Annotated in this window: 21 protein-coding genes; 3 read left to right on the top strand and 18 right to left on the bottom strand. The window is 67.3% G+C overall.

What is annotated here, in order from left to right:
• Positions 1-98: 98 nt before the first annotated feature.
• Positions 99-908, bottom strand: a complete 810-nt coding sequence (locus FVP33_RS06735) for an acetoacetate decarboxylase family protein (RefSeq protein WP_147782844.1) — start codon at positions 906-908, stop codon at positions 99-101.
• Positions 909-1,080: 172 nt separating this feature from the next.
• On the opposite strand from FVP33_RS06735, the gene FVP33_RS06730 reads away from it, so the two are divergent.
• Positions 1,081-2,574 carry an APC family permease gene (locus FVP33_RS06730; RefSeq protein ID WP_147782843.1) on the top strand — a complete coding sequence of 498 codons (1,494 nt, stop codon included), beginning with the start codon at positions 1,081-1,083 and terminating at the stop codon, positions 2,572-2,574.
• Positions 2,575-2,641: 67 nt separating this feature from the next.
• Here FVP33_RS06730 and FVP33_RS06725 read toward each other — a convergent pair whose 3' ends face one another.
• Positions 2,642-3,307, bottom strand: a complete 666-nt coding sequence (locus FVP33_RS06725) for a hypothetical protein (RefSeq protein ID WP_147782842.1) — start codon at positions 3,305-3,307, stop codon at positions 2,642-2,644.
• A 23-nt stretch (positions 3,308-3,330) separates the two neighbouring features.
• Entirely contained in the window at positions 3,331-3,861 is a 531-nt protein-coding gene (locus tag FVP33_RS06720) for a pyridoxamine 5'-phosphate oxidase family protein (RefSeq protein ID WP_147782841.1), read from the bottom strand.
• A gap of 152 nt (positions 3,862-4,013) precedes the next feature.
• Between FVP33_RS06720 and FVP33_RS06715 the strand changes: the two genes are divergently transcribed.
• A complete protein-coding gene (locus FVP33_RS06715) occupies positions 4,014-4,448 on the top strand; it encodes an Hsp20/alpha crystallin family protein (protein ID WP_147782840.1) in 435 nt (144 codons plus the stop codon).
• A gap of 77 nt (positions 4,449-4,525) precedes the next feature.
• On the opposite strand, the gene FVP33_RS06710 is transcribed toward FVP33_RS06715, so the two are convergent.
• The 9 genes from FVP33_RS06710 to FVP33_RS06670 are packed head-to-tail and all read right to left on the bottom strand — an operon-like array spanning position 4,526 to position 13,884.
• Positions 4,526-5,671, bottom strand: coding sequence for an XdhC family protein (locus FVP33_RS06710; protein WP_147782839.1), 1,146 nt, complete (start codon positions 5,669-5,671; stop codon positions 4,526-4,528).
• Positions 5,672-5,698: 27 nt separating this feature from the next.
• The gene (locus FVP33_RS06705) at positions 5,699-6,397 is read right to left on the bottom strand and encodes an SRPBCC family protein (RefSeq protein WP_147782838.1); all 699 of its coding nucleotides are present in this window, start codon (positions 6,395-6,397) and stop codon (positions 5,699-5,701) included.
• Positions 6,397-7,659, bottom strand: coding sequence for a vWA domain-containing protein (locus tag FVP33_RS06700; protein ID WP_246142207.1), 1,263 nt, complete (start codon positions 7,657-7,659; stop codon positions 6,397-6,399). Before FVP33_RS06700 ends, FVP33_RS06705 begins: the two co-directional genes overlap by 1 nt.
• Entirely contained in the window at positions 7,652-8,569 is a 918-nt protein-coding gene (locus FVP33_RS06695) for an AAA family ATPase (protein WP_147783211.1), read from the bottom strand. The genes FVP33_RS06700 and FVP33_RS06695 overlap by 8 nt, the downstream gene beginning before the upstream one ends.
• Positions 8,570-8,571: 2 nt before the next feature.
• The gene (locus FVP33_RS06690; protein WP_147782837.1) at positions 8,572-9,180 is read right to left on the bottom strand and encodes a nucleotidyltransferase family protein; all 609 of its coding nucleotides are present in this window, start codon (positions 9,178-9,180) and stop codon (positions 8,572-8,574) included.
• Positions 9,164-10,072, bottom strand: a complete 909-nt coding sequence (locus FVP33_RS06685) for an XdhC family protein (RefSeq protein WP_147782836.1) — start codon at positions 10,070-10,072, stop codon at positions 9,164-9,166. Before FVP33_RS06685 ends, FVP33_RS06690 begins: the two co-directional genes overlap by 17 nt.
• A 1-nt stretch (position 10,073) precedes the next feature.
• Positions 10,074-12,467 (bottom strand): aerobic carbon-monoxide dehydrogenase large subunit, encoded by a 2,394-nt coding sequence (locus FVP33_RS06680; RefSeq protein WP_147782835.1) that lies wholly within the window; start codon positions 12,465-12,467, stop codon positions 10,074-10,076.
• Positions 12,464-12,958 (bottom strand): (2Fe-2S)-binding protein, encoded by a 495-nt coding sequence (locus FVP33_RS06675; RefSeq protein ID WP_147782834.1) that lies wholly within the window; start codon positions 12,956-12,958, stop codon positions 12,464-12,466. The genes FVP33_RS06680 and FVP33_RS06675 overlap by 4 nt, the downstream gene beginning before the upstream one ends.
• Positions 12,959-12,963: 5 nt before the next feature.
• Entirely contained in the window at positions 12,964-13,884 is a 921-nt protein-coding gene (locus FVP33_RS06670; protein ID WP_246142206.1) for an FAD binding domain-containing protein, read from the bottom strand.
• A 66-nt stretch (positions 13,885-13,950) separates the two neighbouring features.
• Between FVP33_RS06670 and FVP33_RS06665 the strand changes: the two genes are divergently transcribed.
• The gene (locus tag FVP33_RS06665; protein ID WP_147782833.1) at positions 13,951-14,487 is read left to right on the top strand and encodes a hypothetical protein; all 537 of its coding nucleotides are present in this window, start codon (positions 13,951-13,953) and stop codon (positions 14,485-14,487) included.
• A gap of 19 nt (positions 14,488-14,506) precedes the next feature.
• Here FVP33_RS06665 and sufU read toward each other — a convergent pair whose 3' ends face one another.
• The 6 genes from sufU to FVP33_RS06635 form a co-directional block, all read right to left on the bottom strand.
• A complete protein-coding gene (sufU, locus tag FVP33_RS06660; protein ID WP_147782832.1) occupies positions 14,507-14,962 on the bottom strand; it encodes a Fe-S cluster assembly sulfur transfer protein SufU in 456 nt (151 codons plus the stop codon).
• Positions 14,959-16,209: a cysteine desulfurase gene (locus tag FVP33_RS06655; RefSeq protein WP_246142249.1), complete on the bottom strand. Its 1,251-nt coding sequence runs from the start codon at positions 16,207-16,209 to the stop codon at positions 14,959-14,961. The genes sufU and FVP33_RS06655 overlap by 4 nt, the downstream gene beginning before the upstream one ends.
• A 380-nt stretch (positions 16,210-16,589) precedes the next feature.
• Positions 16,590-17,651 (bottom strand): ABC transporter ATP-binding protein, encoded by a 1,062-nt coding sequence (locus FVP33_RS06650; protein WP_147782830.1) that lies wholly within the window; start codon positions 17,649-17,651, stop codon positions 16,590-16,592.
• Between the two features lie 20 nt (positions 17,652-17,671).
• On the bottom strand, positions 17,672-18,487 hold the full coding sequence (locus FVP33_RS06645; RefSeq protein WP_147782829.1) for a carbohydrate ABC transporter permease: 816 nt from the start codon (positions 18,485-18,487) through the stop codon (positions 17,672-17,674).
• The gene (locus FVP33_RS06640; protein ID WP_147782828.1) at positions 18,484-19,335 is read right to left on the bottom strand and encodes a carbohydrate ABC transporter permease; all 852 of its coding nucleotides are present in this window, start codon (positions 19,333-19,335) and stop codon (positions 18,484-18,486) included. Before FVP33_RS06640 ends, FVP33_RS06645 begins: the two co-directional genes overlap by 4 nt.
• Positions 19,336-19,391: 56 nt before the next feature.
• Complete coding sequence (locus FVP33_RS06635) at positions 19,392-20,684, bottom strand: ABC transporter substrate-binding protein (RefSeq protein WP_222706638.1); 1,293 nt, start codon at positions 20,682-20,684, stop codon at positions 19,392-19,394.
• Positions 20,685-20,716 lie beyond the last annotated feature (32 nt).

The raw sequence follows: 20,716 nt of genomic DNA, 5'->3' as shown, positions 1-20,716 counted from the left end.
CGCCGAAGGAATGCATGGATTTCGGAAGAGGGAGCGAGGAGCGAGGAGCGGGGAGCGGGGAGCCAGGAGAGGGACGGGGGCGGATGCGGCCCCGCGCGTCAGACGGTGCGGGAGCGGTCGGCGATGAGGTCGCCACCGGCGAAGGTGACCCCCACCTCGCGGTAGTAGCCGCCGAGGATCTCGTCGACGGGCAGGATCGAGTGCAGCTCGTCCCAGGGCGAGTCGGCGAGCGAGAGTTCGGCGTCGCCGCGCCAGGCCTGGCCGAGGTCGGCGTCGACGCCGCCCATCGCGATGAGCTGGTCCATCGAGAGGCCCTGGCCCTGGCTGATCGACGGCATGAAGCGGTTGTGCAGCATCCGGTGCCCGTTGACGAAGCCGTTGCCCTCCGACGGCTCCCGCAGGGTGACGAGGGCGGAGGCGAGCCGGTGGTCGTACGCCGCGAGCGACGCTCCCAGCCGGGCTCCGGCCTCGAGCCTCGGGCTCGCCTTGCCGCGAGAGAAGATGCGCGTGACATGCACCGAGCCCAGCTTCTTCGGGTAGCCCTGGAACCATCCTCGGCCCATGGCGAAGTCCTTCGTCACCCAGATCGCCACACACCGGCTGTAGACCTCGCCCTGGTAGGAGCACCGCACGACCACGAAGGCCTCGAGATACTGCGAGCGGATGGGGTCGAGCAGTTCGAGACCGCCCTCGCTGCAGGACTGCCAGTCGGCCCAGATGATGGCCACCGCCCCTGGCCGATCCGGGGCCAGCTCGATGTCGTCCGGGAGGATCGCACGCACGTTGGCCGGGTCGGTGAGGTATTCGACCGTGAGCAGGGTGCCCGAGTAGTACCAGGGCAGGTTGGGAACGAGAGCGCTGGTTCCGCGAGGCGTCAGCGGCGGCAGGAAGCCATGGAGAGCAGTCATAGCGCCAGAGTGTAGCCCACTTCCGTCATTGTTCGTATCCGAATGACAGGTCTCGATCCGCACATCTTTCTTGCTCCAGCCCTTGACGCGCCCGCCAACCTTCGACAGTGTGTGTCTAAGTCGTTCGGATACGCACGATCTAGGCATCACTACTCAACGAGGAGTAATTTCCATGGCGCTTACCCAACAGTCGTCGGACGAAGACACCAGGACCAAACTGCACACTGGGCGCCTCGGCGTGATCGGAATCGTCTTCTTCGTCGTCGCCGCCGCCGCACCGCTCGTCGGCATGACGGGGGCCGTGCCGGTCGCCATCGTTCTCGGCAACGGCGCCGCCGCCCCGGGCGCCTACCTCGTCGTGGGCATCACGCTCCTGCTCTTCAGCGTCGGCTACGCCGCGATGAGCCAGCGCGTCACCAACGCGGGGGCGTTCTTCGCCTACATCGGCCGGGGCCTCGGCCGGCACGCCGGAATCGCGTCGGCCTTCGTCTCGATCCTCGCCTACGTGGCCGTGCAGCTCGCCATCTACGGCTTCTTCGGTGGGCTCATCGCCGCCCAGGTCGGCGTGCTCCCCTGGTGGGCCTGGACGCTCATCGCCTGGATCGTCGTCACCGCGCTCTCACTGCTGAGCGTGGATGTCGGGGCCAAGGTGCTCGGCGGGCTCATGCTTCTGGAACTCACCGCCCTGGTCGTCACCTCCATCGCCATCCTGGTCAACGGCGGTCCGGAGGGCCTCAACTTCGCGGCATCCTTCTCGCCGGACAAGATCCTCGTCGGCGGCCTCGCCGGGTCTGCCGGCATCGCCTTCGCGTTCGCCTTCGCCTCGTTCATCGGATTCGAGGCCACCGCGATCTACGGGGAGGAGTCGAAGAACCCGAAGAAGGTCGTCCCCCGCGCCACCTACCTCGCCGTCGGCGTCATCACAGTGCTCTTCGCCCTCACCTCCTTCGCGATGGTCACCGGCATGGGCGCCTCCACGGTTGTCGACAAGACCGCCGAGCTGTCCAACAAGCTCGTCGACCCGGCGGCCGTGCTCTTCTCCCTCGCCACCCAGTACATCGGGCCGTGGATGGCGACGGTCATGAGCATCCTCGTGCTGTCGAGCCTGTTCGCCGGGCTGCTGGCCTTCCAGAACGCGGCGAGCCGGTACATCTTCGCGATGGCCCGCGGAGGAGTGCTCCCGGTCTCGCTCAGCCGGGTCAACCGCCGGGGCGCCCCGAGCAACGCCTCGCTCATCACCTCAGTGATCACCGGCCTCGTGATCGCGATCTTCGCGATCTTCCAGCTCGACCCCGTGCTCACCCTGTTCTTCTGGTTCAGCGGGCTCGCGGTCGTCGCGATCGTGCTGATCGAGATCCTCGTCTGCGTCGCGGTGATCGTCTACTTCCGTCGCAACAAGGGAACCGAGAACGTCTTCGAGGCGATAATCGCTCCCGTGCTCGCGACGATCGGCCTGCTGCTCGGTGAGTACCTGCTCATGTCGCGGTTCGGGCTGCTGGCCGGCACGCCGGCGGCGGGCGTCGACCCCTCGGTCACGGCCTGGGCCCTCAGCCCGGTCGGTTGGGTGCTCGTTCTCCTGCCCTTCGCTCTGCTCGCCGTCGGGTTCGTCGTGTCGGTGAGCCGTCGAAAGGTGAACGACGAACTCTTGCGCGACGTTCTCTCCTGAGCGACCGGGACAGACAAGAGGAACGCCCCGCCGGGTTCGGCGGGGCGTTCCTTCGTGCGGGGAAGGTCTAGTAGCCGTCGGGCCAGGCGAATGGCGCCGAGGGCGCCGCCGTCTCGTCGGCCGGTCCGTACACGATGTCGATGTTCTGGTGGTTCGCGAACACGATCGACGCCGGATTGCCGGAGAACTTCACGCCGTCCACGAAGGCCGTGAGGCTGTGGCCACCGGTTGTCGAGTAGCCGCCGATGCGCGTCGCGTCGAGGGCGACATCCCACTCGGTGAAGAACTGCCCGAGAGTGAAGGTGCTCGCCACGGGCGATTCCACGTGGACGATGCCGCTCGAATCGTGGGTGTGCAACGGCGAGATCCGCTGCTTCGCCACGTCGATGCCGATGTCGGCCGGCAGTGCGACGAACTTCCCGTCGATCGTGACCACCAGGTGGGAGTGGATGTGCAGCTCCGTCCCCTCCGAGCTCAGCATGGGCAGACCCGCCGCCGCCGTTCGCGCCGACGCATCAGCGGGCGCCGCCCACGGCGCGGACGACTCCGCCCCGGTCGCCGTGGCGGCGGGCGACGGGGGGATTTCCGTGATCGAGTTCGAGTCGGCCCGTGTCGAGCCCGTGGGGGCCGGCGACGGCTGGGAGCAGCCCAGCAGGGCGAACGTCACGATCGACGCGAGGGCGAGCGCGCCCACGGTCCTGGCGGCGGCGGCTGGTCTCGGCTCGGGGTTCACTCCCGCAGGCTACAGGACGCCGATCACGGCTTCTCGTACCGCCCGGTCTTCGAGGTCAGCCGGATGCGGTAGAGCACGGCGGACTGCGGGGCATGCCCGGCCTGCCCGGTGGTCGGAGCGTGGGGCTTCGGGCGTTCCGCGGAGGACTCACGGCCCGATATTCTCTGCACGGAACCGGCCGGCACGCTGCCCGGCACGATGCCGTGGTCGGGTCTCGTCGAGGCCTGCGCCATGAGTGGCCTGAGCCGCGCGACCAGCCGCTCCATCGCCGCCTCTGCCTCGGCGCCGGACAGTTCCTCGAACTGGCCCCACGCGATCACACTTCGCCAGTGGGACAGGTCGTCGAATTGGTCGACCTCAAAGCAGACCGCGGGGTTCTGTCGCATCAGCCGCACCTTCTTGCCGTCGGCGCTGTGCCCGTACAGGCTCTCTCCGTCGTAGGCGTAGGTCACCGGAACGACGTAGGTCTCGCCCCCCGCCGCGCAACCGATGCGCCCGACGATCGCCTCGGTGAGCAGGTCGTCGATTTGCTGGTCGTTCATCTCAGCGATCATCCATCGATGCTCGCCGACAGGCGGCCGAGGGGCTAGTGACCTTGGTCCCGCGGGGAGGAGGACCTTCGGCTCTGTGGACCATATCGGACCGTGCCTACCGTCGAACATGACGTGCGACTGCACGCCGGGCACGACTCGAAAAGGAGACCGAAATGGCACGCAACCTCGTGCGCTTCGACCCGTTCGCGGAGTTGAATGCGCTGCAGAAGGAGTACTTCGGGGACGGCTTCCTGCCGGCCCGCGGCAGCAAGTACCCCACGACCGACGTCTACACCGAAGACGACAAGCAGTTGACCGTCGAGGCGCATCTGCCCAACTTCGCGGAGAAGGACATCTCGGTCGACGTCGATCAGGGCGCCCTCGTCATCCAGGCGGAGAAGCACGAAAAGGAAGAAGACAAGAAGAAGAAGTACGTAGTTCGTGAGAGCAGCAGCAGCTTCTACCGCCGCATCACCCTGCCGGAGCAGGCGGACGACTCGCACATCTCCGCCCAGTTCGCCGACGGTGTGCTCAAGGTGGTCGTTCCGTTCAAGGAACTGCCGGCGCCCAAGAAGATCGCCATCACGACCGGCGGTGCGACCTCCTAGCCAGGTCGCCGAGGGTGTGGTCCAGGAAGCGGTGCCGGCTTGGATTGCCGGCGCCGCTTCTCTGCGCCCGGTTCCCCTCAGGATTCGTGGTCGGGCGCGGCCTGGTCGTCGTGATGGATCCGGTCGCCGAGCAGGGTGAGCGGGTCGCCGCTGCCGCCCCACTGGGTGGCGATGATCTCCGCCGCGATCGAGACCGCCGTCTCCTCCGGCGTGCGCGAACCGAGGTCGAGTCCGATCGGACTGTGCAGCCTCGACAGCTCGGTTTCGCTCACGCCCGCCTCGCGCAGGCGCGCCAGCCGGTCCTCGTGCGTGCGCCGTGAGCCCATCGCGCCGATGTACGCGACCGGACCGGCGTGCAGCGCCACCTCGAGCAGGGGCACATCGAACTTCGGATCGTGGGTGAGCACGCAGATCACCGTGCGCTGATCGACGAGACCCTTCTCGAACTGCTCGGCGAGGTAGCGGTGCGGCCAGGCCACGACCACCTCGTCGGCGCTCGGAAAACGCGCGGGCGTCGCGAAGACCGCCCGGGCATCGCACACCGACACGCGGAAGCCCAGGAACGAGCCCAGCCGCGCGAGGGCCGCCGCGAAGTCGATGGCGCCGAAGACGAGCATCCGCGGTCTCGGTGCATAGCTGGCGAAGAAGACCCGCATCCCCTCGCCACGTCGCTCACCGTCCGGGCCGTAGGTCAACACGCTGTTGCGGCCGGCGGCGAGGAGCCCCTGGCTGTCATCGCTCACCGCGCGGTTCGCCCGCTCGCTGCCCAGGTCGCCCACGGAGCCGTCCGGACGGACCACGAGGTGGCGCCCGAGCCACGCCTCGTCCGGGTGCTCGATCACCGTCGCGACCCCCACCGGTCTCGACGCGTCGATGTCGTCCATCACGTCACCGAGTTCGGCGAAACCGTTCCGGGACACGGGCTCGACGAAGACATCGAGGATGCCGCCGCAGGTGAGGCCAACCGAGAACGCGTCGTCGTCGCTGATGCCGTAGCGCACGAGGACCGGGCGCCCGTCCTCCTTCACCTGGGTCGCCAGCTCGTACACCGCGCCCTCGACGCACCCGCCGGACACGGAACCGACGACCTCGCCGCTCGCCGTGACGAACATGGATGCCCCGGCCGGCCGCGGTGCGGACTCGAAGGTACGAACGACGGTCGCGAGCCCCGCCGTGCCGCCGGCGAGCCAGTCCGCCCGGAGGGCGTTCAGCACGTCACGCATGAGACTCCGATCGATATCGTGTCGCGGCTAGGATCGTCGTCCCCGGCTGAGTCGCCCGAGGAAGAAGGCGATCGAGGCCACGGCGGCGAGCACCCCGATGAGCTTGGCCGGGTCCTTGAGCTGGTCGGCGATCATCCCCTTGGCGAGGCTGAACGCGTTGAGGCTGTTGTCGGCGGGGGCGCTGCTGGCGCGCGGCGCGGCCGGGGCACTCGTCGCGCCGGAAGCCGAGCTCGACGGTGCGGTGCTCGACTCCGCCGCGGCTGTCGCGGCCGCGGGAGCCGGCTCTCCCACCATGGTCTGCAGGTTCTCGGCGAAGAGGGCCATCATCTGGTCGGTGACGCTCGTGATCACGCCCTTGCCCATGGCCGCGGCCTTGCCGGAGAGCGACACGTCCGCGCTCACCGTGCCCTGGGTCGTGCCCTTCGACTCGACAAGTTGCAGTGTCACCGTCGCCTCGGCCGTGCCCTGCCCCCTGGTCTCCTGGGCCTTGCCCTGGAACACCGCGCGATGCCCGTCGGCATCCCGCTCGATCACGTTCATCTGGCCCCGATACTGCATGCTCACCGGGCCGAGCTTCACCTTCATCCCCACCTGGTACGCGTCCTCGGACAGCTTGTTGAGGATCTGCGCGCCGGGCACGCAGCCCGCGACGCGTTCGAAGTCCATCAGGGTGTTCCACACCGCATCGATCGGTGCGACGACGGAGAAAGTGCTGTCGAGTTGCATTACCGTGCCCTTCGTTCGTGATCCGTTATTGTACGTTCGGCGGAGATTGCCGCGGCGAGTTCGGTGAGGGCGGCGAGGCTGTGCCCGCTCACGAAGGCATCGCAGAACGGCAGGGCCGCCGCCATCCCGCCGACGAGCGGCCGGTAGCCCGGTGCCACCTTGCGCGGGTTCACCCAGACTATGCGGAAGGCGAGCCTCCGCAGCCGCGCCATCTGGGCGGCCACCAAGGCCGGGTCGTCCTGCGCCCAGCCGTCGGAGAGCACCACCACGACGGCGCCGCGGGCGATCCCCCGACGGCCGTGCTCGTCGATGAATCGGCGGATGCTCTCCGCCAACCGGGTGCCGCCGGCCCAGTCCGGCGCGCTCGCGGCCGCCCGCGCGAGCGCCTGGTCCGGGTCGCGCACGGCGAGCTGCCTGGTCAGCCGGGTCAGCCGGGTGGAGAAGACGAACGCCTCGGCGTGCGCGCCGGCGACCGCACCCTGGAGCAGCGAGAGGAACACCCGGGAATACGGCTCCATCGACCCGGATACGTCGCAGAGTAAAACGAGCCGACGTCGGCGGTCACGGCGCCGGGTGAACACGAGGCGGGAGACATCCGCCCCACTGCGCTGGGCCGCCCGGAGCGTGCGGCGCAGGTCGAGGCGGTCCCGGCTGTGAGTGGAGGGCCGGGATCGCCGGCTGCGGCTGACCGGGGTCGACAGCATGATCCGGCGCACGATCCGCTGCATGCCGACGATCTCGTCCTCGGTGAGTTCGGCGAACGCGGTGTCGTGCAGGCGTTCCTCGGCTGAGGCGACCGCGAGGATGGCGTCCCGCTCCCGGCCCTCAACCTGCGCGGAGTCGCCGCCCGAGCTCGGCGCCGGGGGGCGATCCTCCGGTTCGTGCCGGGCCGCACCGACCGGCCGCTGGTCGGGGGGCGTCGGCCTGGTTCGCGGTTCGGAGCCGACGGGCGGCGGGCCGCTCGTGTCGCCCCGATTGGTCGCCGGGTCGAGCATCCCGTCGAACACGGCGGCGAAGACGGCGTCGAAGACGGGGAGCTGCTCCCTCGAGGTGACGAACACCACCCGGCAGGCCCAGTACAGCCGGTCGCGGTCGGTCGGCGGCACGATGCGCAGGGACTCGGCGAGCCAGGCCGCGCGGTCGGGGGAACTGGGCAGCCCGGCCCGGCGCAGGGCGGTCGCGAACCCCGCGGCGAGCGCGGCGGTCTCGACGTGCGGAAGGGGGAGCATGCTCGTCGTCTCCCGCCTCGCCACCTCAGGCATCGCCGCCTCCGATGAGCCAGTCGGCGCCCCGTGCGCCGGCGAGTTCCAGGTCGTCCCGGTTCTTCAGTACCGCCCCCCAGGTGAGGTCGACGGTCTTCGCATCGAGGCGATCCACGCCGAGCACGGCGAGGGCGGAGACCCAGTCGATCGCCTCGGCGATGCCGGGCGGTTTCGCCATGTCGAGCGACCGTAGCCTCGTGATCGCCGAGGCGACCTCGAACGCGAGCGATTCGGCGCTCGACGGCACCCGGCGGCGCACGATCTCGGCGATGCGGGCCGGAGGCGGGTAGTCGATCCAATGGTAGAGACAGCGCCGGGTGAGGGCGTCGTGCAGATCCCTGGTGCGGTTGGAGGTGAGGATGACGATGGGCGGGTGCGTGGCCCGCACGGTGCCGAGCTCCGGGATCGTCACGGCGGCCTCGGCGAGCAGCTCGAAGGTGAACGCTTCGAACTCCGCGTCCGCCCGGTCGATCTCGTCGAGGAGCAGCACGGCCGGGCGCGGCCCCGGATGCTCGATCGCCTTGAGCAGGGGACGCCGGAGCAGGTAGTCCTCGGCGAAGAGGTCGGTCTCCTCGAGGTCGGCGTGCCGCGCCTCGGCCAGGCGGATGCCCAGCATCTGCCGCTGGTGGTTCCACTCGTACAGTGCCTCGCCCGCGTCGATGCCCTCGTAACACTGCAACCGGTAGAGCGGCGTGTCGAGCAGCCGCGCCAGAGCCTTGGCCGCCTCCGTCTTCCCGACCCCGGCCTCGCCCTCCAGCAGGATGGGCTGCGGCAGCCGCACCGCCAGGAACAACGCCGTCGCAAGACCCACGTCGGCGAGGTAATCGTCTTCGTCGAGGGCCGCGACGAGAGAGGCGACATCCGGCACCCGGCGCACGACGTCGTCTTCGGCCCCCGCCCGGGCCGGCATGGTCACCGGGCCCCCTCGAGCTCGGCGAGCAAATGCCGGTAGTCCTCCTCGGTGTCGACATCGAGGGGAATCCGACCGGCAACCCGCACCTCCCGCACGTCGGCCGCCTGCCGCTCGATGAGCTTCCAGACGCCCTTGTCGCCGTGCAGCGCGGCGAGGTCGGCGAAGACCGGACGCGCGAAGGCGAACGGATGACCGATGCCGTCGTCGTAGCGGCACACCGCGATGAGGCTGTCGCCCCGCCCGCCGAGCAGGTGCCGCACAGTGTCCGCCCCGACGCCCGGCTCGTCCGCGAGCAGCAGAACCAGCACCCCGATGTCCGGCCGCACCGCCGGGAGGGCCGCCGCGATCGATGAGGAACATCCCTCCCCGAAGTGCGGGTTCAGCACCACGTCGCACAGGCTCGTGTCCACGGCGCGCACCACCTCGCCGGCCGACCCGCCGAGGGCGAGGACAATCTGGTCGACGCTGCTTTCGCGGGCGGTATCGAGCGCGGCATCCAGCAGCACCCCGCCGCGGTACGGAAGGAGCTGCTTCGGCCGGCCGAGACGCACGGAGGCGCCGGCGGCGAGCACGAGGGCGGCGACACCCGCCTCAGCCGGCGGCGGCATAGCGTTCCGGGTCGGCGAGAAAGGCGGTTCGGCAGCCCGCCGAGCAGAAATAGACCGTCGACCCGCCGTGTTCGACGTGCAGCGATGCCGGCACGGCGGCGACCGTCATGCCGCAGACCGGATCGATCGCCGTCTGCGGAGGCGGGGCGGGGGTGGACGCCGCGAGCCGGCCAGACGCCCGCTCCTCGACCAGCTGGGCCAGGATGGACAGGGCGATCTCGGCGGGCGTGCGCGCCCCGAGCCGGAGCCCGGCCGGGGTGTACACCCGGGCACGCTGCTCTTCGTCGACGTCGAGGGAGGCAACGACCGCCGCCCCGCGTGTGCCGCTCGCCACGAGCCCCACGTAGGGCACTCCGGCGCGGAGCGCGGCCTCCAGGGCCGGCTCCTCGTCGCGGCCGTGCGACGCGACGATGAGCGCCGCGTCGTCCGCCCTGGGCATCGCCGAGGCACCGTCGGTGAGCTCCACCTCCAGGCCGAGGCCGGCGCCGAGCACGGCGAGGGCCTGCGCCACGGGCGTCGCGCCCACGATCACGAGACGGGCCGCCGGCAGCTGCGGCTCGAGGAAGATCTCGATCCTGCCGCCGCTCAGGCAGGGGTTGGCCACCTCGATGGCGCCCTCCTCCTGCACCCGCGACGGCTCGCCCGGAACCACCCGAAGCAGCACGGGCTCGCCGCTCGCCAGCGCGCGCAGGCTGTACTCGCGCACCGACGCCTCGACGCAGTTTCCTCCCACGAAGCCGTCGATCTCGCCGTTCTCGCGCACGATCGCCGAGTCGCCGGCGTGCGCACTCGTCGGATGCTGGGCTCGCACCACCGTGGCGCGCACGAACGGTTCCCGGCGACTGCTGAGCTCCTGTGCCCGTTCGGCGAGACTCCCACCCACGACGGTCATGCTAGATCGGTGGCCTCGGCCGGCCCTGCATTGCCTCCCAGACCCGACCGGGGGTGCAGGGCATGTCCATGTGGACCACGCCGAACGGGGCGAGGGCGTCCACGACGGCGTTCACCACCGCCGGCGGCGAGCCGACGGTCGCCGATTCCCCGACGCCCTTCGCGCCGATGGGGTGGTGCGGTGACGGGGTCACGGTGAACCCGGTCTCCCAGTTCGGCACCTCCATCGCCGTGGGGATCAGGTAGTCCATGAACGATCCGCCGAGGTTGTTGCCGTCCTCGTCGAACTGGATTATCTCCATGAGAGCCATGCCCACGCCGTCGGTGAGACCGCCATGTACCTGACCCTCGATGATCATCGGGTTGATGCGGGTGCCGCAGTCGTCGACCGCGATGAACCGCCGCACCTTGACGTGACCGGTGCCCGGGTCGATATCCACGACGCAGATGTACGCCCCGAACGGGAAGGTGAGGTTCGGCGGGTCGTAGGTCACCTCGGCATCGAGGTTTCCGTCGATGCCCTCCGGCAGCTCGACCGTGCCGTGGGCACCCATCGAGATCTCGGCGATGGTCTTGCCGATGCTCGGGTCGCCCTTCACGAACCAGCGCCCCTTCTCCCACTCGAGGTCCTCCGGCCGGGTCTCCAGCATGGCCGCGGCGATGAACCTGGCCTTGTCGCGCACCTTGCGGGCGACGAGCGCCACCGCCGCCCCGCTCACCGGAGTCGACCGGCTGCCGTAGGTCCCCAGCCCGAACGGAGTCTGGTCGGTGTCGCCGTGCACCACGTCGATGTCCTCCGGCGGGATTCCGAGTTCCTCCGCCACTATCTGGGCGAACGTCGTCTCGTGGCCCTGGCCCTGGCTCTGCACGGAGAGCCGGACCACTGCCTTGCCGGTCGGATGCACGCGCAGCTCCGCGCCATCCGCCATCCCGAGCCCCACGATGTCCATGTGCTTGCGCGGACCGGCCCCCACCGTCTCGGTGAAGAACGAGACGCCGATGCCCATGAGCTCGCCGCGTTCGCGCTTCTCCTTCTGCTCGCGCCGAAGCTCCTCGTAGCCGGCGATCTGCATCGACAACCGCATCGCAGGCTCGTAGTTGCCCGAGTCGTACTCCCAACCCGTCTTGTTCTTGTACGGGAACTGCTCCGGCTGGATGAAGTTCTTGATCCTCAGCTCCGCCGGGTCCATCTCGAGCTTCCGGGCGAGGATGTCGACCAGTCGCTCCACGAGATAGACCGCCTCGGTCACGCGGAAGGAGCAGGCGTAGGCCACCCCGCCCGGCGCCTTGTTCGTGTACACCCCGGTGACCTTGCAGTGCGCTGCCTTGAGGTCGTAGCTTCCGGTGAAGATGTGGAAGAAGCCCGCCGGGTACTTGGTCGGCTGGGCGGTGGCGTTGAACGCCCCGTGGTCGGCCAGCACGTTCGTGCGCAGCGCGAGAATCGTGCCGTCTTTCGTGGCGGCGATCTCCCCCTGCATGATGTAGTCCCGCGCGAACGAGGTCGACATGAGGTTCTCCGACCGGTCCTCCACCCACTTCACCGGCTTGCCGGTGACGATCGACCCGACGACGGCGAGGATGTAGCCCGGGTAGATGCCGACCTTGTTGCCGAAGCCGCCGCCGATGTCCGGCGAGACGATGCGGATCTTGTGCTCCGGGATGCCGGCGACGATCGCGAAGAGCGTGCGGTGCGCGTGCGGGGCCTGGGTGGTTTCGTACAGGGTGAGGTGCCCCTCGATCGGTTCGTAGTCGGCCACCGCCCCGCAGGTCTCCATCGGCGCGGGGTGCACCCGCGGATAGACGATCTCCTGGGAGATGACGACGTCCGCCGACGCGAACACCGCGTCGGTCTCCGCCGCGTCGCCCGCCTCCCAGTCGAAGATGTGGTTGTCGGTCTTGCCCTCGATGTCGGTGCGGATGACGGGGGCACCGGGGTCGAGCGCCTTGCGGGCGTCGATCACCGGCGGCAGCACGTCGTATTCCACGTCGATGAGTTCGAGGGCGTCCCGGGCGGCGTAGCGGTCGTTCGCCACCACGAAGGCCACCTCCTGGCCCTGGAACCGCACCTTGTCCGTCACGAGCACGGCCTGCACATCCGCCGACAGGGTCGGCGCCCAGGCGAGCTTGAGGCCCAGCAGGTCCTTGCCGGTGATCACGGCGACGACACCGGGGTGGGCGAGGGCCCTCGTGGTGTCAATCGAGACGAGAGTCGCGTGCGCGACCGGGGCGCGCAGGATCGCGCTGTGCAGCATGCCGGGCAGCACGATGTCGTCGATGTAGTTGCCCTTGCCGCGGATGAACCGGGGGTCCTCCTTGCGCTGGATGCGGCCGTAGCCGATCGGTCGGTCGGCGCCGCCCGCCGCCGGGTTCGACGCGCGCTCGTCCGTGATGGTCATGCGTTCACCTCTTCGCCTGTTGCTGCGGCCCCCGCGGGATGTTCGGCCGCCCACTGCACCGAACGGACGATCGTGGCGTACCCGGTGCACCGGCAGATCTGGCCGGAGATGGCCTCGCGGATCTGGTCGTCGTCCGGGTGCGGGTTCCGGTCGAGGAGCGCTCGAGCGGTGAGCATCATCCCGGGCGTGCAGAATCCGCACTGCAGCCCGTGCTCCTCCATGAAGCCCTGCTGCACCGGGTCGAGCACTCCCCCGGTGGCCAGGCCCTCGACGGTTCGGATGTCGTGGCCATCGGCCATCGCGGCGAGAACGGTGCAGGACTTGACCGGCAGTCCGTCCATGAGCACCACGCACGTGCCGCAGTTCGAGGTGTCGCAGCCCCAATGGGTGCCGGTGAGCCCGAGGATCTCCCGGATGAAGTGCACGAGCAGTACGCGCGGCTCGGCCTCCCTGGTGATCTCGTCGCCGTTGACGGTCATGCTGATCTGCATCGGGTTCAGCCTTCCTGTGCTTCGGCAGCGCGCGAACTCGCGCGTCGCAGGACTCTTCTGGTCAGTTCGTCGGCGAGGTGCCGCTTGTAGTCGATGGCGCCACGCTGGTCGGCGAGGGGATCGCAGGCGAGCGCAGCCAGCCGGCCGGCCTCGACGAAGAGCTCCTCCGAGGGCGCCTTGCCGTGGAGCATCGCCTCGGCCTCGGTGACGGTTCCGTCCAGCCCGATCGCGGTGAGGCCGATCGCGACGTGGTCGATCGTGCCGTCCTCCGCGAGGGACACCGAGGCCCCCGCCGCCGCGACGGCCCAGTCGCCCACCCGCCGTTCGACCTTCTCGTATGCGCTCCCCGAGCGGGGGCGGATGGGCAGACGCACCTCGACGAGCAGCTCGTTGTGGGCGACCGACGTCTCGTACGGGCCGACGTGGAACTCGGCCATCGAGACGACCCGCTCGCCGGCCGTGCCCCGGATCACCGCCTCGGCGCCGAGCACGATGCAGACGGTCGACAGGTCCTCGGCCGGGTCGGCCTGGCACAGCGAGCCGCCGATCGTTCCGCGATTGCGCACCACGGGGTCGGCGATCGTGCGCTCCGCATCCGTGATGATCGGGAAGAGCCGGCGCACCTCATCCGACTCGAAGAGGGTGGTGTGCCGCGTCATCGCGCCCACCCTCAGCCGGTCGCCGTCGCGCACGATGAAGTCGAGTTCGAACAGGTCATTGATGTCGATGAGCCACTCGGGCCTGGCCAGCCGGAGCTTCATCATCGGCAGCAGACTATGGCCTCCGGCGACGATCAGGGACTCTGGGCCGTGTCTCTCGAGCAACGCCAAAGCGTCGTCCACGGAGCTTGCGCGCGCGTAGTCGAATGGAGCCGGAATCTGCATGATGCCCTCCTCGCCCAGATGCCCTGCGTTGCTGAAGGGCACTGACCTGAGTCTTACTCCGCGGCCGCGACGATGTCAAGATAGACCCCATGGGAAGGGCGGTCAGCGATGACGGTCGTGGCTTTCGTGCTCGCGGTGTGCGGGATGGGCGCGGCCCTGGCGCGGCACCGCCGAGCCCCGCTGCACGCGCTGTCCGCTCTCGGGATGGGCGCGATCATGGTCGCCGTACTCGCCGCCCCCACCTTCTCCCGCCTAGCCGCATCGACGATCACGCTCGCGCTGTTGCTGCCGCTCGCGGCGGCGGCACTCGCGCTGCGGGCGCGATCCGGGCGCCATCCCCACCCCGGGCTGCGCACGGCCGTGGCCGTCTCGATCGTCGACATCGGGTTCATGGCGACGACGGTGTTGGTGATGCCGTCGCATCTCGCCGTTCGGCCGGCCCCTGCCCTCGGGCTCCCCGCCACCATGATCGGCCACGGACCGGCGACCTCCGGCTGGTGGGTGATCTGGGTCGTGCTGCTCACCTGGGCGGGATGCGCAGCGGCGCTGCTTGTTCCCGCGGTGCGTGCGCGGGCGCCGGGCTGGCTGCTCGACGTCGTGTGCTCGGGCAGCATGATCGCGGCGATGGCGGCGATGGCCGCCTGAGCGGTCGGGAACTCCCGCGTCAGGCCTCCGCCTCGGCGAGGGCGTGCTCCACGGCGACCCAGGCCAGCATCGCGCACTTGACCCGGGCCGGGTACTTCGAGACGCCGGAGAACGCGGCGGCGTCGCCGAGCACATCCTCGTCCGCCTCCACTGTGCCGCGAGACCGCATGAGCTCACGGAAGGTCTCGATCTTCGCGCGCAGCTCGCCCACGCCCTCGCCCTCACCGAGTTCACTGATCACCGAGGCGGCGGCCATCGAGATCGCGCACCCGTCGCCGTCCCAGCGAATCTGCTCGATCTTCCCGTCGACCACGGCCACGCGCACCGTGACCTCGTCGCCGCAGGTGGTGTTGATCTGGTGCGACTCGCCGAGGCGCGCGCCGACGGGCGCGGGCTCGGTCGCGAGCCCGCTGCCCTGGCGGGCCTTCGAGTGGTCGAGGATGATCTGCTGGTAGAGACTGTCGAGTTCGCTCATGATGTGACTCCAAAGTACCCGCGCACCTCGGCGACCGCCGAGAGGAACGCATCCACCTCATCGGTCGTCGTGTACAGGTAGGTGCTCGCGCGGGTGGTCGCGGTGAGCCCGAGCCGCCGGTGAAGGGGCTGGGCGCAGTGATGGCCGACCCGCACGGCGATTCCTCGATCGTCGAGGAACTGCCCCACGTCGTGGGCGTGTACCCCGTCGACATCGAACGCAGCGAGACCGATGCGCTCGCGGCCCGCCTCCGGCCCGACCACCCGGATGCCGTCGAGGTCGGCGAGCCCCTCGACGAGGCGCTGCCCCAACTGGGAGTCCCACGCGCGCACGCGATCCATCCCGGCCGCCTCGAGATAGCGCACGGCCTCGGCGAACGCGACGGCCTGGGAGACGCGCTGGGTGCCGGCCTCGAACCGGTGCGGGGCCGGAAGGTATTCCGCCTGCTCCATCGTGACCGTGGTGATCATCGACCCGCCGGTGAGGAACGGGGGCATGGCGTCGAGCAGTTCCCGGCGCCCGTAGAGCACGCCGATCCCCGTGGGCGCAAGCATCTTGTGACCGGAGAGCACCGCGAAGTCCACGTCGAGCGCGTGCAGGTCGAGCGGCAGATGCGGCGCGGACTGGCACGCGTCGAGCAAGACGAGGGCGCCCACCCGGCGGGCCAGCGCCACGAGGTCGACCACCGGGTTGATGGTGCCGAGCACGTTGGAGGCGTGGGTCACGGCGAGCACCCTCGTGCGGTCGCCGATGATGCGCTCCGCCTCGTCGAGGCGCAGCTCGCCGTCATCAGTGATCGGGATGAAGCGCAGCGTCGCCCCCGTGCGGAACGCGAGCTCCTGCCACGGGATGAGATTGGCATGGTGTTCCATCTCAGTCACCACGATCTCGTCCCCCGGTTGGAGGGCGAAGCGCCTGGCGGCCTGGCCGCCTCGTCCGAGGCTCGCGTTGGAGAAGGAGTAGGCCAGGAGGTTGAGCCCCTCGGTGGCGTTCGAGGTCCAGACGATCTCCTCGGGGAGGGCGCCGAGGAAGCCGGCGAGGGTCGCCCTGGCCGCCTCGAACGTGTCTGTGGCCTCGACCGCGAGAGTGTGCGAGCCTCGGTTGACCGCCGCGTTCTCGTGCTTGTAGAAGTGCCGCTCCGCCTCGAGCACGCCCAGCGGGGTCTGCGAGGTGGCCGCCGAGTCGAGGTAGACGAGGGGTACGCCGTTCACCGAGCGGCCGAGAATCGGAAAGTCCGCGCGGAACAGGGCGACCCGCTCATCGGCAAAGGCCGGGGCATCGCCGGCTGGGGCGTGCGGTGCGCTGCGCGTGGTGGCCACGGAGAATCTCCCTGATCGTCCCTCGCCGACGACGCGGGGCTCCCTCCATTTTAGACGCCACGGAGGTGGGACTTCGGGGTACGGCAACTCGGCGTCACACCGCGCAGGGTAAACGGCCGGGGCAGGACGAAAGGCCCGGAATCTCAATGATTCCTGGCCTTTCGTGTCGTTCTCTGTTGGTGATTCCGGGAATCCAGATAGCACCGGGATAGCGGCACGTGGCATTCGCCTCGCTACTTCAAACTGAGAAAACGGCTCCCGCTCGAGAATTCGAGCGGGAGCCGCATTCGCGAAATCAGTGGGTTGGCTTAGCTACCGACTCGCAAGCCGGTCGACTGGTTGAAGAGGTGCTGCGAGCCGGGCCGGATGCCCAACGACACAGTTGCGCCTTCGCGGATGCCGGTCATCGAGGCCGCCTCAACCACGGCGGCGACGTTCTGACCGTGGCTGATGACCGACACGATGGCACGTGGGCCAAGCAACTCGACAACGTCCACTACGCCGCGGTGGGGGGAGGATTCGTCCAGGCCGATCAGGATATCGTCGGGTCTGACTCCGAGTGTGAACCTTCCTGCGGCGACGTTTGTAACACCGATAGAGAATCCAGCATCATCCACGAACACCCCGTCGGTGACGGTCCCGTCCATGAGGTTCATCTTGGGGCTACCCACGAATGCTGCGACAAAGGTGCTGTTCGGGTGGTCGTACACGTCCTGCGGTTTGCCTTGCTGAGCAATTTGGCCGTCGCGCATCACGACGATGCAGTCCGACAGTGTCATTGCCTCTTCTTGATCGTGCGTCACGTAGAGGGCTGTAGTTCCGAGACGCCTCTGGATTTGCAGCAGCTCCGTGCGCATTTCCACGCGGAGCTTGGCGTCGAGATTGCTGAGAGGTTCATCGAACAAGAAGACCGATGGCTGTCGGATTATTGCCCGACCGATGGCCACCCGTTGCTGTTGACCGCCGGACAGATCTTTGGGTTTACGGTGCAATAGCGGTGTGAGACCGAGCGGACCAGCCACGCTGTCGACGCGGGTTGCGACCTGATCCTTCGGCGTCTGGATCGCTCGCAACGGGAAGGCGAGGTTTTCCCGCACGGATAGGTGTGGATAGAGCGCATAGTTCTGGAAGACCATGGCGATGTCACGATCCTTGGGTTCGAGTTTGGTGACGTCGCGACCCCCGATGAGGATACGTCCGGACGTGACAGTTTCGAGTCCGGCGAGCATCCTCAGCGTGGTGGTCTTGCCACAGCCGGATGGACCTACGAGTACGGTGAATGACCCATCAGGGAGCTCAAGGTCGAGTTCTCTGACCACCGACGTATCGCCGTAGGACTTGACGATCTTTTCAAAATTGACAGTTGACATTTCTCTCTTTGTCTCTCGGCCTAAAACTTGACTGCGCCGCCGCTGATGCCTTGCACGAGCTTGCGTTGAATGAAGAAACTGGCGATCAGAACCGGAATTACGGCGATGAGTATGGCCGCGCACATCGGGCCAAGTTCAACCCCTCGGAAGGTGTTGAATCCGGCGATGGCGACCGGCAGGATCGTGGAGTTGCTCGGAGCGAGGATGAGTCCATAGAACATGTCATTCCAGGACAAGGTAAAACCGAAGATGGCAGCGGCCCCGATTCCGGGGAGCACCTGCGGCAGCACGACCAGTCGGAATGCCGCGAATCGGCCGAATCCGTCAACCCGAGCCTGCTCTTCGATCTCCTTGGGGACCGCAGCGAAGAACCCGATCAGAAACCACGTCACCACCGGCAGAACAAAACTCAAATGCGCAAAGATCACTGGCACGAGAGTCCCGTTGAGGCGCAGCGCATATGCGACGGTGAGGAAGGGAAACACCAGCACCGCAGGTGGGAGCACCTGGGCGGCCAGAATCCCGAATCGAGTGAGCGATCCGCCGGCCCTGAAACGAGCAATCGCGTAGGCGCCCATTGTTCCGACGATGACGCTGATGGAGACCGTTACGAGTCCGACGATGAGACTGCGTGCGGCCGAAAAGATGAGGTCGGAGGAGAGGACAGCACGCCAACTACCCAGGGTGGGGACGAACAGGAGCTGATTGGGGTTGTTCAGCTCGGCAGGACTCTTGAAGCTGCCGAGAATGACCCAAATCAACGGTAGGCCGACCGTGATGACGGCTGCCCACAGTAGTGCGACTCTCAGTACGCCGAGTGGCTTTATGCGGCTCATCGTGTGCTGGCTTTCTCGAGGTTACGAAACAGGATGACGATGATGGCGAGAACAACAACGAGCAGGATGAACGCCATGGCGCTTGCCTCGCTCAGCCTGAAATAGGTGATTCCCGTTTGATAGGCCAAGAATTGAATTGTTTTCGTTTCCGTTCCCGGTCCACCCCTGGTCGTCGCGAACACGTATTCGAAAACCTTGAGGGCGTCGAGACCTCGGAGCAGGATAGCGACCACCAATACTGGCGAAAGCATCGGCAGCGTGATTCGACGAAAGGAATACCAGCTGTTCGCGCCGTCCACTCGCGCAGCCTCCAGAGGCTGCTTGGGAATTGATTCGAGACCCGCCAACAGAAGCAGGATCATGAACGGCGTCCACTGCCATACATCGATGAAGGCGAGACTGATGAGAGCTCTGCCGGGCCCGAAGAAGTCGTAGGACAGACCCAGCTGTTTGAGGAAGTTGGGAATGGCACCAAGTTGGTCGTTGAGGAAGAAGCGGAACATCAGCCCGACGGCGATCGGCGTGATGAACATGGGGGCGAGCAGCACTGACCGCGTGAGATCCTTGACCCATTTTTGTTTCTGTAGGGCTAAAGCGATTGACAGGCCGATGATGAGTTCGAGCGACACTGACAGGAGGACGTATGCCGTGGTTGTTGCGAAGGAGGACCAATAGGCCCCGTCGGACAGTACGGATATGTAGTTCTGCAAACCGACGAACTTGGTGGCTCCGGAATTCACCAACTTGTAGTCGGTGAAGCCGAGCCAAAAACTGTAGAGCAATGGAAAGCCGACGGCGACCGCGAACACCGCCAGAAGGGGCGTAAGCAGTTTGTGTTCATACTTCACGGTGGATCCGCTCCTTGCGTCTCGTCGCGATGCCGTCGGCATCCATTGTTCGTTGACTATCGTTTCTGGATTGTCTTTATGGCGTCATTTGCGGCCTTGAGGGCGTCACTTACGCTCTTCGTTCCCGCGACGGCATTGTTCAGTTGCTCACCGACGCTTTGGATCATTTCGTCGCCGTTTGCACCCTCGGTCAGTGGCGCTGCGTTTGACAGGATCTTGGTGACCGTCGAGTAGTAGTCGGCACCGTAGGCATCGGCAAGAACGGCGGGATCCTTCATCGTGCTCGCCCGAATCGCCGCACCACCGGCCACGACACGTTTGACATCGATTGCCTTTGAGGTGAGCCAAGAGGCGAATGCCCAAGACGCGTCTGGGCTTCCAGAATTGGTCGGGACGGACCATGTCCACGAGCCAAGGGCAGACTTTCCGCCGGGCATCGGCGCGAGCTTGAATTTGCCAGCGTACGGTCCGGACCCTGGCTTGTTCAAAGCGGCGAGGTTCCAGTTGTAGCTCACCATGGCAGCGCTACCGCCGGAGGACACGGAGCGGAAGGCGTCGTCGAACGCCCAGTTCAGGCTGTTCTTTGGTGCGGCAGTCTTGTAGAGCTCGATGTACTTGTTGAGCGCAGTCCTGGCTTCGGGGGTGTCGAGGTTGGCCTTCCCCGTTCCGGTGTAAATCGAGCCGCCTGCTGAGTAGAGGAAGTTGGTCCACTCCTCCATGATCTTGTAGCCGGTCTGAGGCTGCATGGCCAAACCGGCCATGGTCGGGGTGGTGATCTTCTGCGACAGTTTGACCAGTCCGTCGAGGGTGGTGGGCACTTCGCTGGGCTTGATGATGTCGGAGTTATAGATGTACCCAAGTGCGTAGTTGTAGAACGGAACTCCGTAGCGCACCTTGTTCACCTTGGTGATGTCGGTCAAGGAGGTGAAGAAATCCGCGGGGTCGTAGTTGGGGGTCGCTTTGATGCGAGCGTCGGCTGGCTGCAAGAAGCCGGCGTCGACGAAGTCCGTCATCCAGGAGTTGTCCACCACTATGAGGTCATAGCTTGGGGTGGGTGCCTGAAATGACGCTACGAGCTTGTCCCGCATTTGGTCATAGACGAGCTTCTCGATCGACACCGTGACATGCGGGTAAACCTTGTTGAACTCGGGAATCAGCGACTTGACGATGTCGCTGTCGGGCACGTCTTCCATAAGGATTCGCACTGTTCCCGTCATGGCGGCAGGATCGGTGCTCGAGGCAGAAGGCGCCGGCGTCGAGGCGCTGGAACATCCGCTGAGCACGAGCGCGCTGGCCCCGATGATCGCCAACGCTCCTAGCGCTGTGATGGTTCTTTTCTTGAAAGACACAGGTGCCTTCCTTTCTCTTGGTATTCGACTCT

The organism is Lacisediminihabitans profunda (genome assembly GCF_008040105.1).
In the GTDB taxonomy this organism is placed as follows: Bacteria; Actinomycetota; Actinomycetes; order Actinomycetales; family Microbacteriaceae; genus Lacisediminihabitans; species Lacisediminihabitans profunda.
Note: the sequence above shows the minus strand (reverse complement) of the source record. Positions and strands in the feature narration are given on the sequence as shown.

What these genes read in the sequence shown, in the direction of transcription:
- FVP33_RS06735 (WP_147782844.1), bottom strand. Translation starts at nt 908, where the DNA reads ATGACTGCTCTCCATGGCTTCCTGCCGCCGCTGACGCCTCGCGGAACC.
- FVP33_RS06730 (WP_147782843.1), top strand. Translation starts at nt 1,081, where the DNA reads ATGGCGCTTACCCAACAGTCGTCGGACGAAGACACCAGGACCAAACTG.
- FVP33_RS06720 (WP_147782841.1), bottom strand. Translation starts at nt 3,861, where the DNA reads ATGATCGCTGAGATGAACGACCAGCAAATCGACGACCTGCTCACCGAG.
- FVP33_RS06715 (WP_147782840.1), top strand. Translation starts at nt 4,014, where the DNA reads ATGGCACGCAACCTCGTGCGCTTCGACCCGTTCGCGGAGTTGAATGCG.
- FVP33_RS06710 (WP_147782839.1), bottom strand. Translation starts at nt 5,671, where the DNA reads ATGCGTGACGTGCTGAACGCCCTCCGGGCGGACTGGCTCGCCGGCGGC.
- FVP33_RS06705 (WP_147782838.1), bottom strand. Translation starts at nt 6,397, where the DNA reads ATGCAACTCGACAGCACTTTCTCCGTCGTCGCACCGATCGATGCGGTG.
- FVP33_RS06700 (WP_246142207.1), bottom strand. Translation starts at nt 7,659, where the DNA reads ATGCCTGAGGTGGCGAGGCGGGAGACGACGAGCATGCTCCCCCTTCCG.
- FVP33_RS06695 (WP_147783211.1), bottom strand. Translation starts at nt 8,569, where the DNA reads ATGCCGGCCCGGGCGGGGGCCGAAGACGACGTCGTGCGCCGGGTGCCG.
- FVP33_RS06690 (WP_147782837.1), bottom strand. Translation starts at nt 9,180, where the DNA reads ATGCCGCCGCCGGCTGAGGCGGGTGTCGCCGCCCTCGTGCTCGCCGCC.
- FVP33_RS06685 (WP_147782836.1), bottom strand. Translation starts at nt 10,072, where the DNA reads ATGACCGTCGTGGGTGGGAGTCTCGCCGAACGGGCACAGGAGCTCAGC.
- FVP33_RS06680 (WP_147782835.1), bottom strand. Translation starts at nt 12,467, where the DNA reads ATGACCATCACGGACGAGCGCGCGTCGAACCCGGCGGCGGGCGGCGCC.
- FVP33_RS06675 (WP_147782834.1), bottom strand. Translation starts at nt 12,958, where the DNA reads ATGCAGATCAGCATGACCGTCAACGGCGACGAGATCACCAGGGAGGCC.
- FVP33_RS06665 (WP_147782833.1), top strand. Translation starts at nt 13,951, where the DNA reads ATGACGGTCGTGGCTTTCGTGCTCGCGGTGTGCGGGATGGGCGCGGCC.
- sufU (WP_147782832.1), bottom strand. Translation starts at nt 14,962, where the DNA reads ATGAGCGAACTCGACAGTCTCTACCAGCAGATCATCCTCGACCACTCG.
- FVP33_RS06650 (WP_147782830.1), bottom strand. Translation starts at nt 17,651, where the DNA reads ATGTCAACTGTCAATTTTGAAAAGATCGTCAAGTCCTACGGCGATACG.
- FVP33_RS06645 (WP_147782829.1), bottom strand. Translation starts at nt 18,487, where the DNA reads ATGAGCCGCATAAAGCCACTCGGCGTACTGAGAGTCGCACTACTGTGG.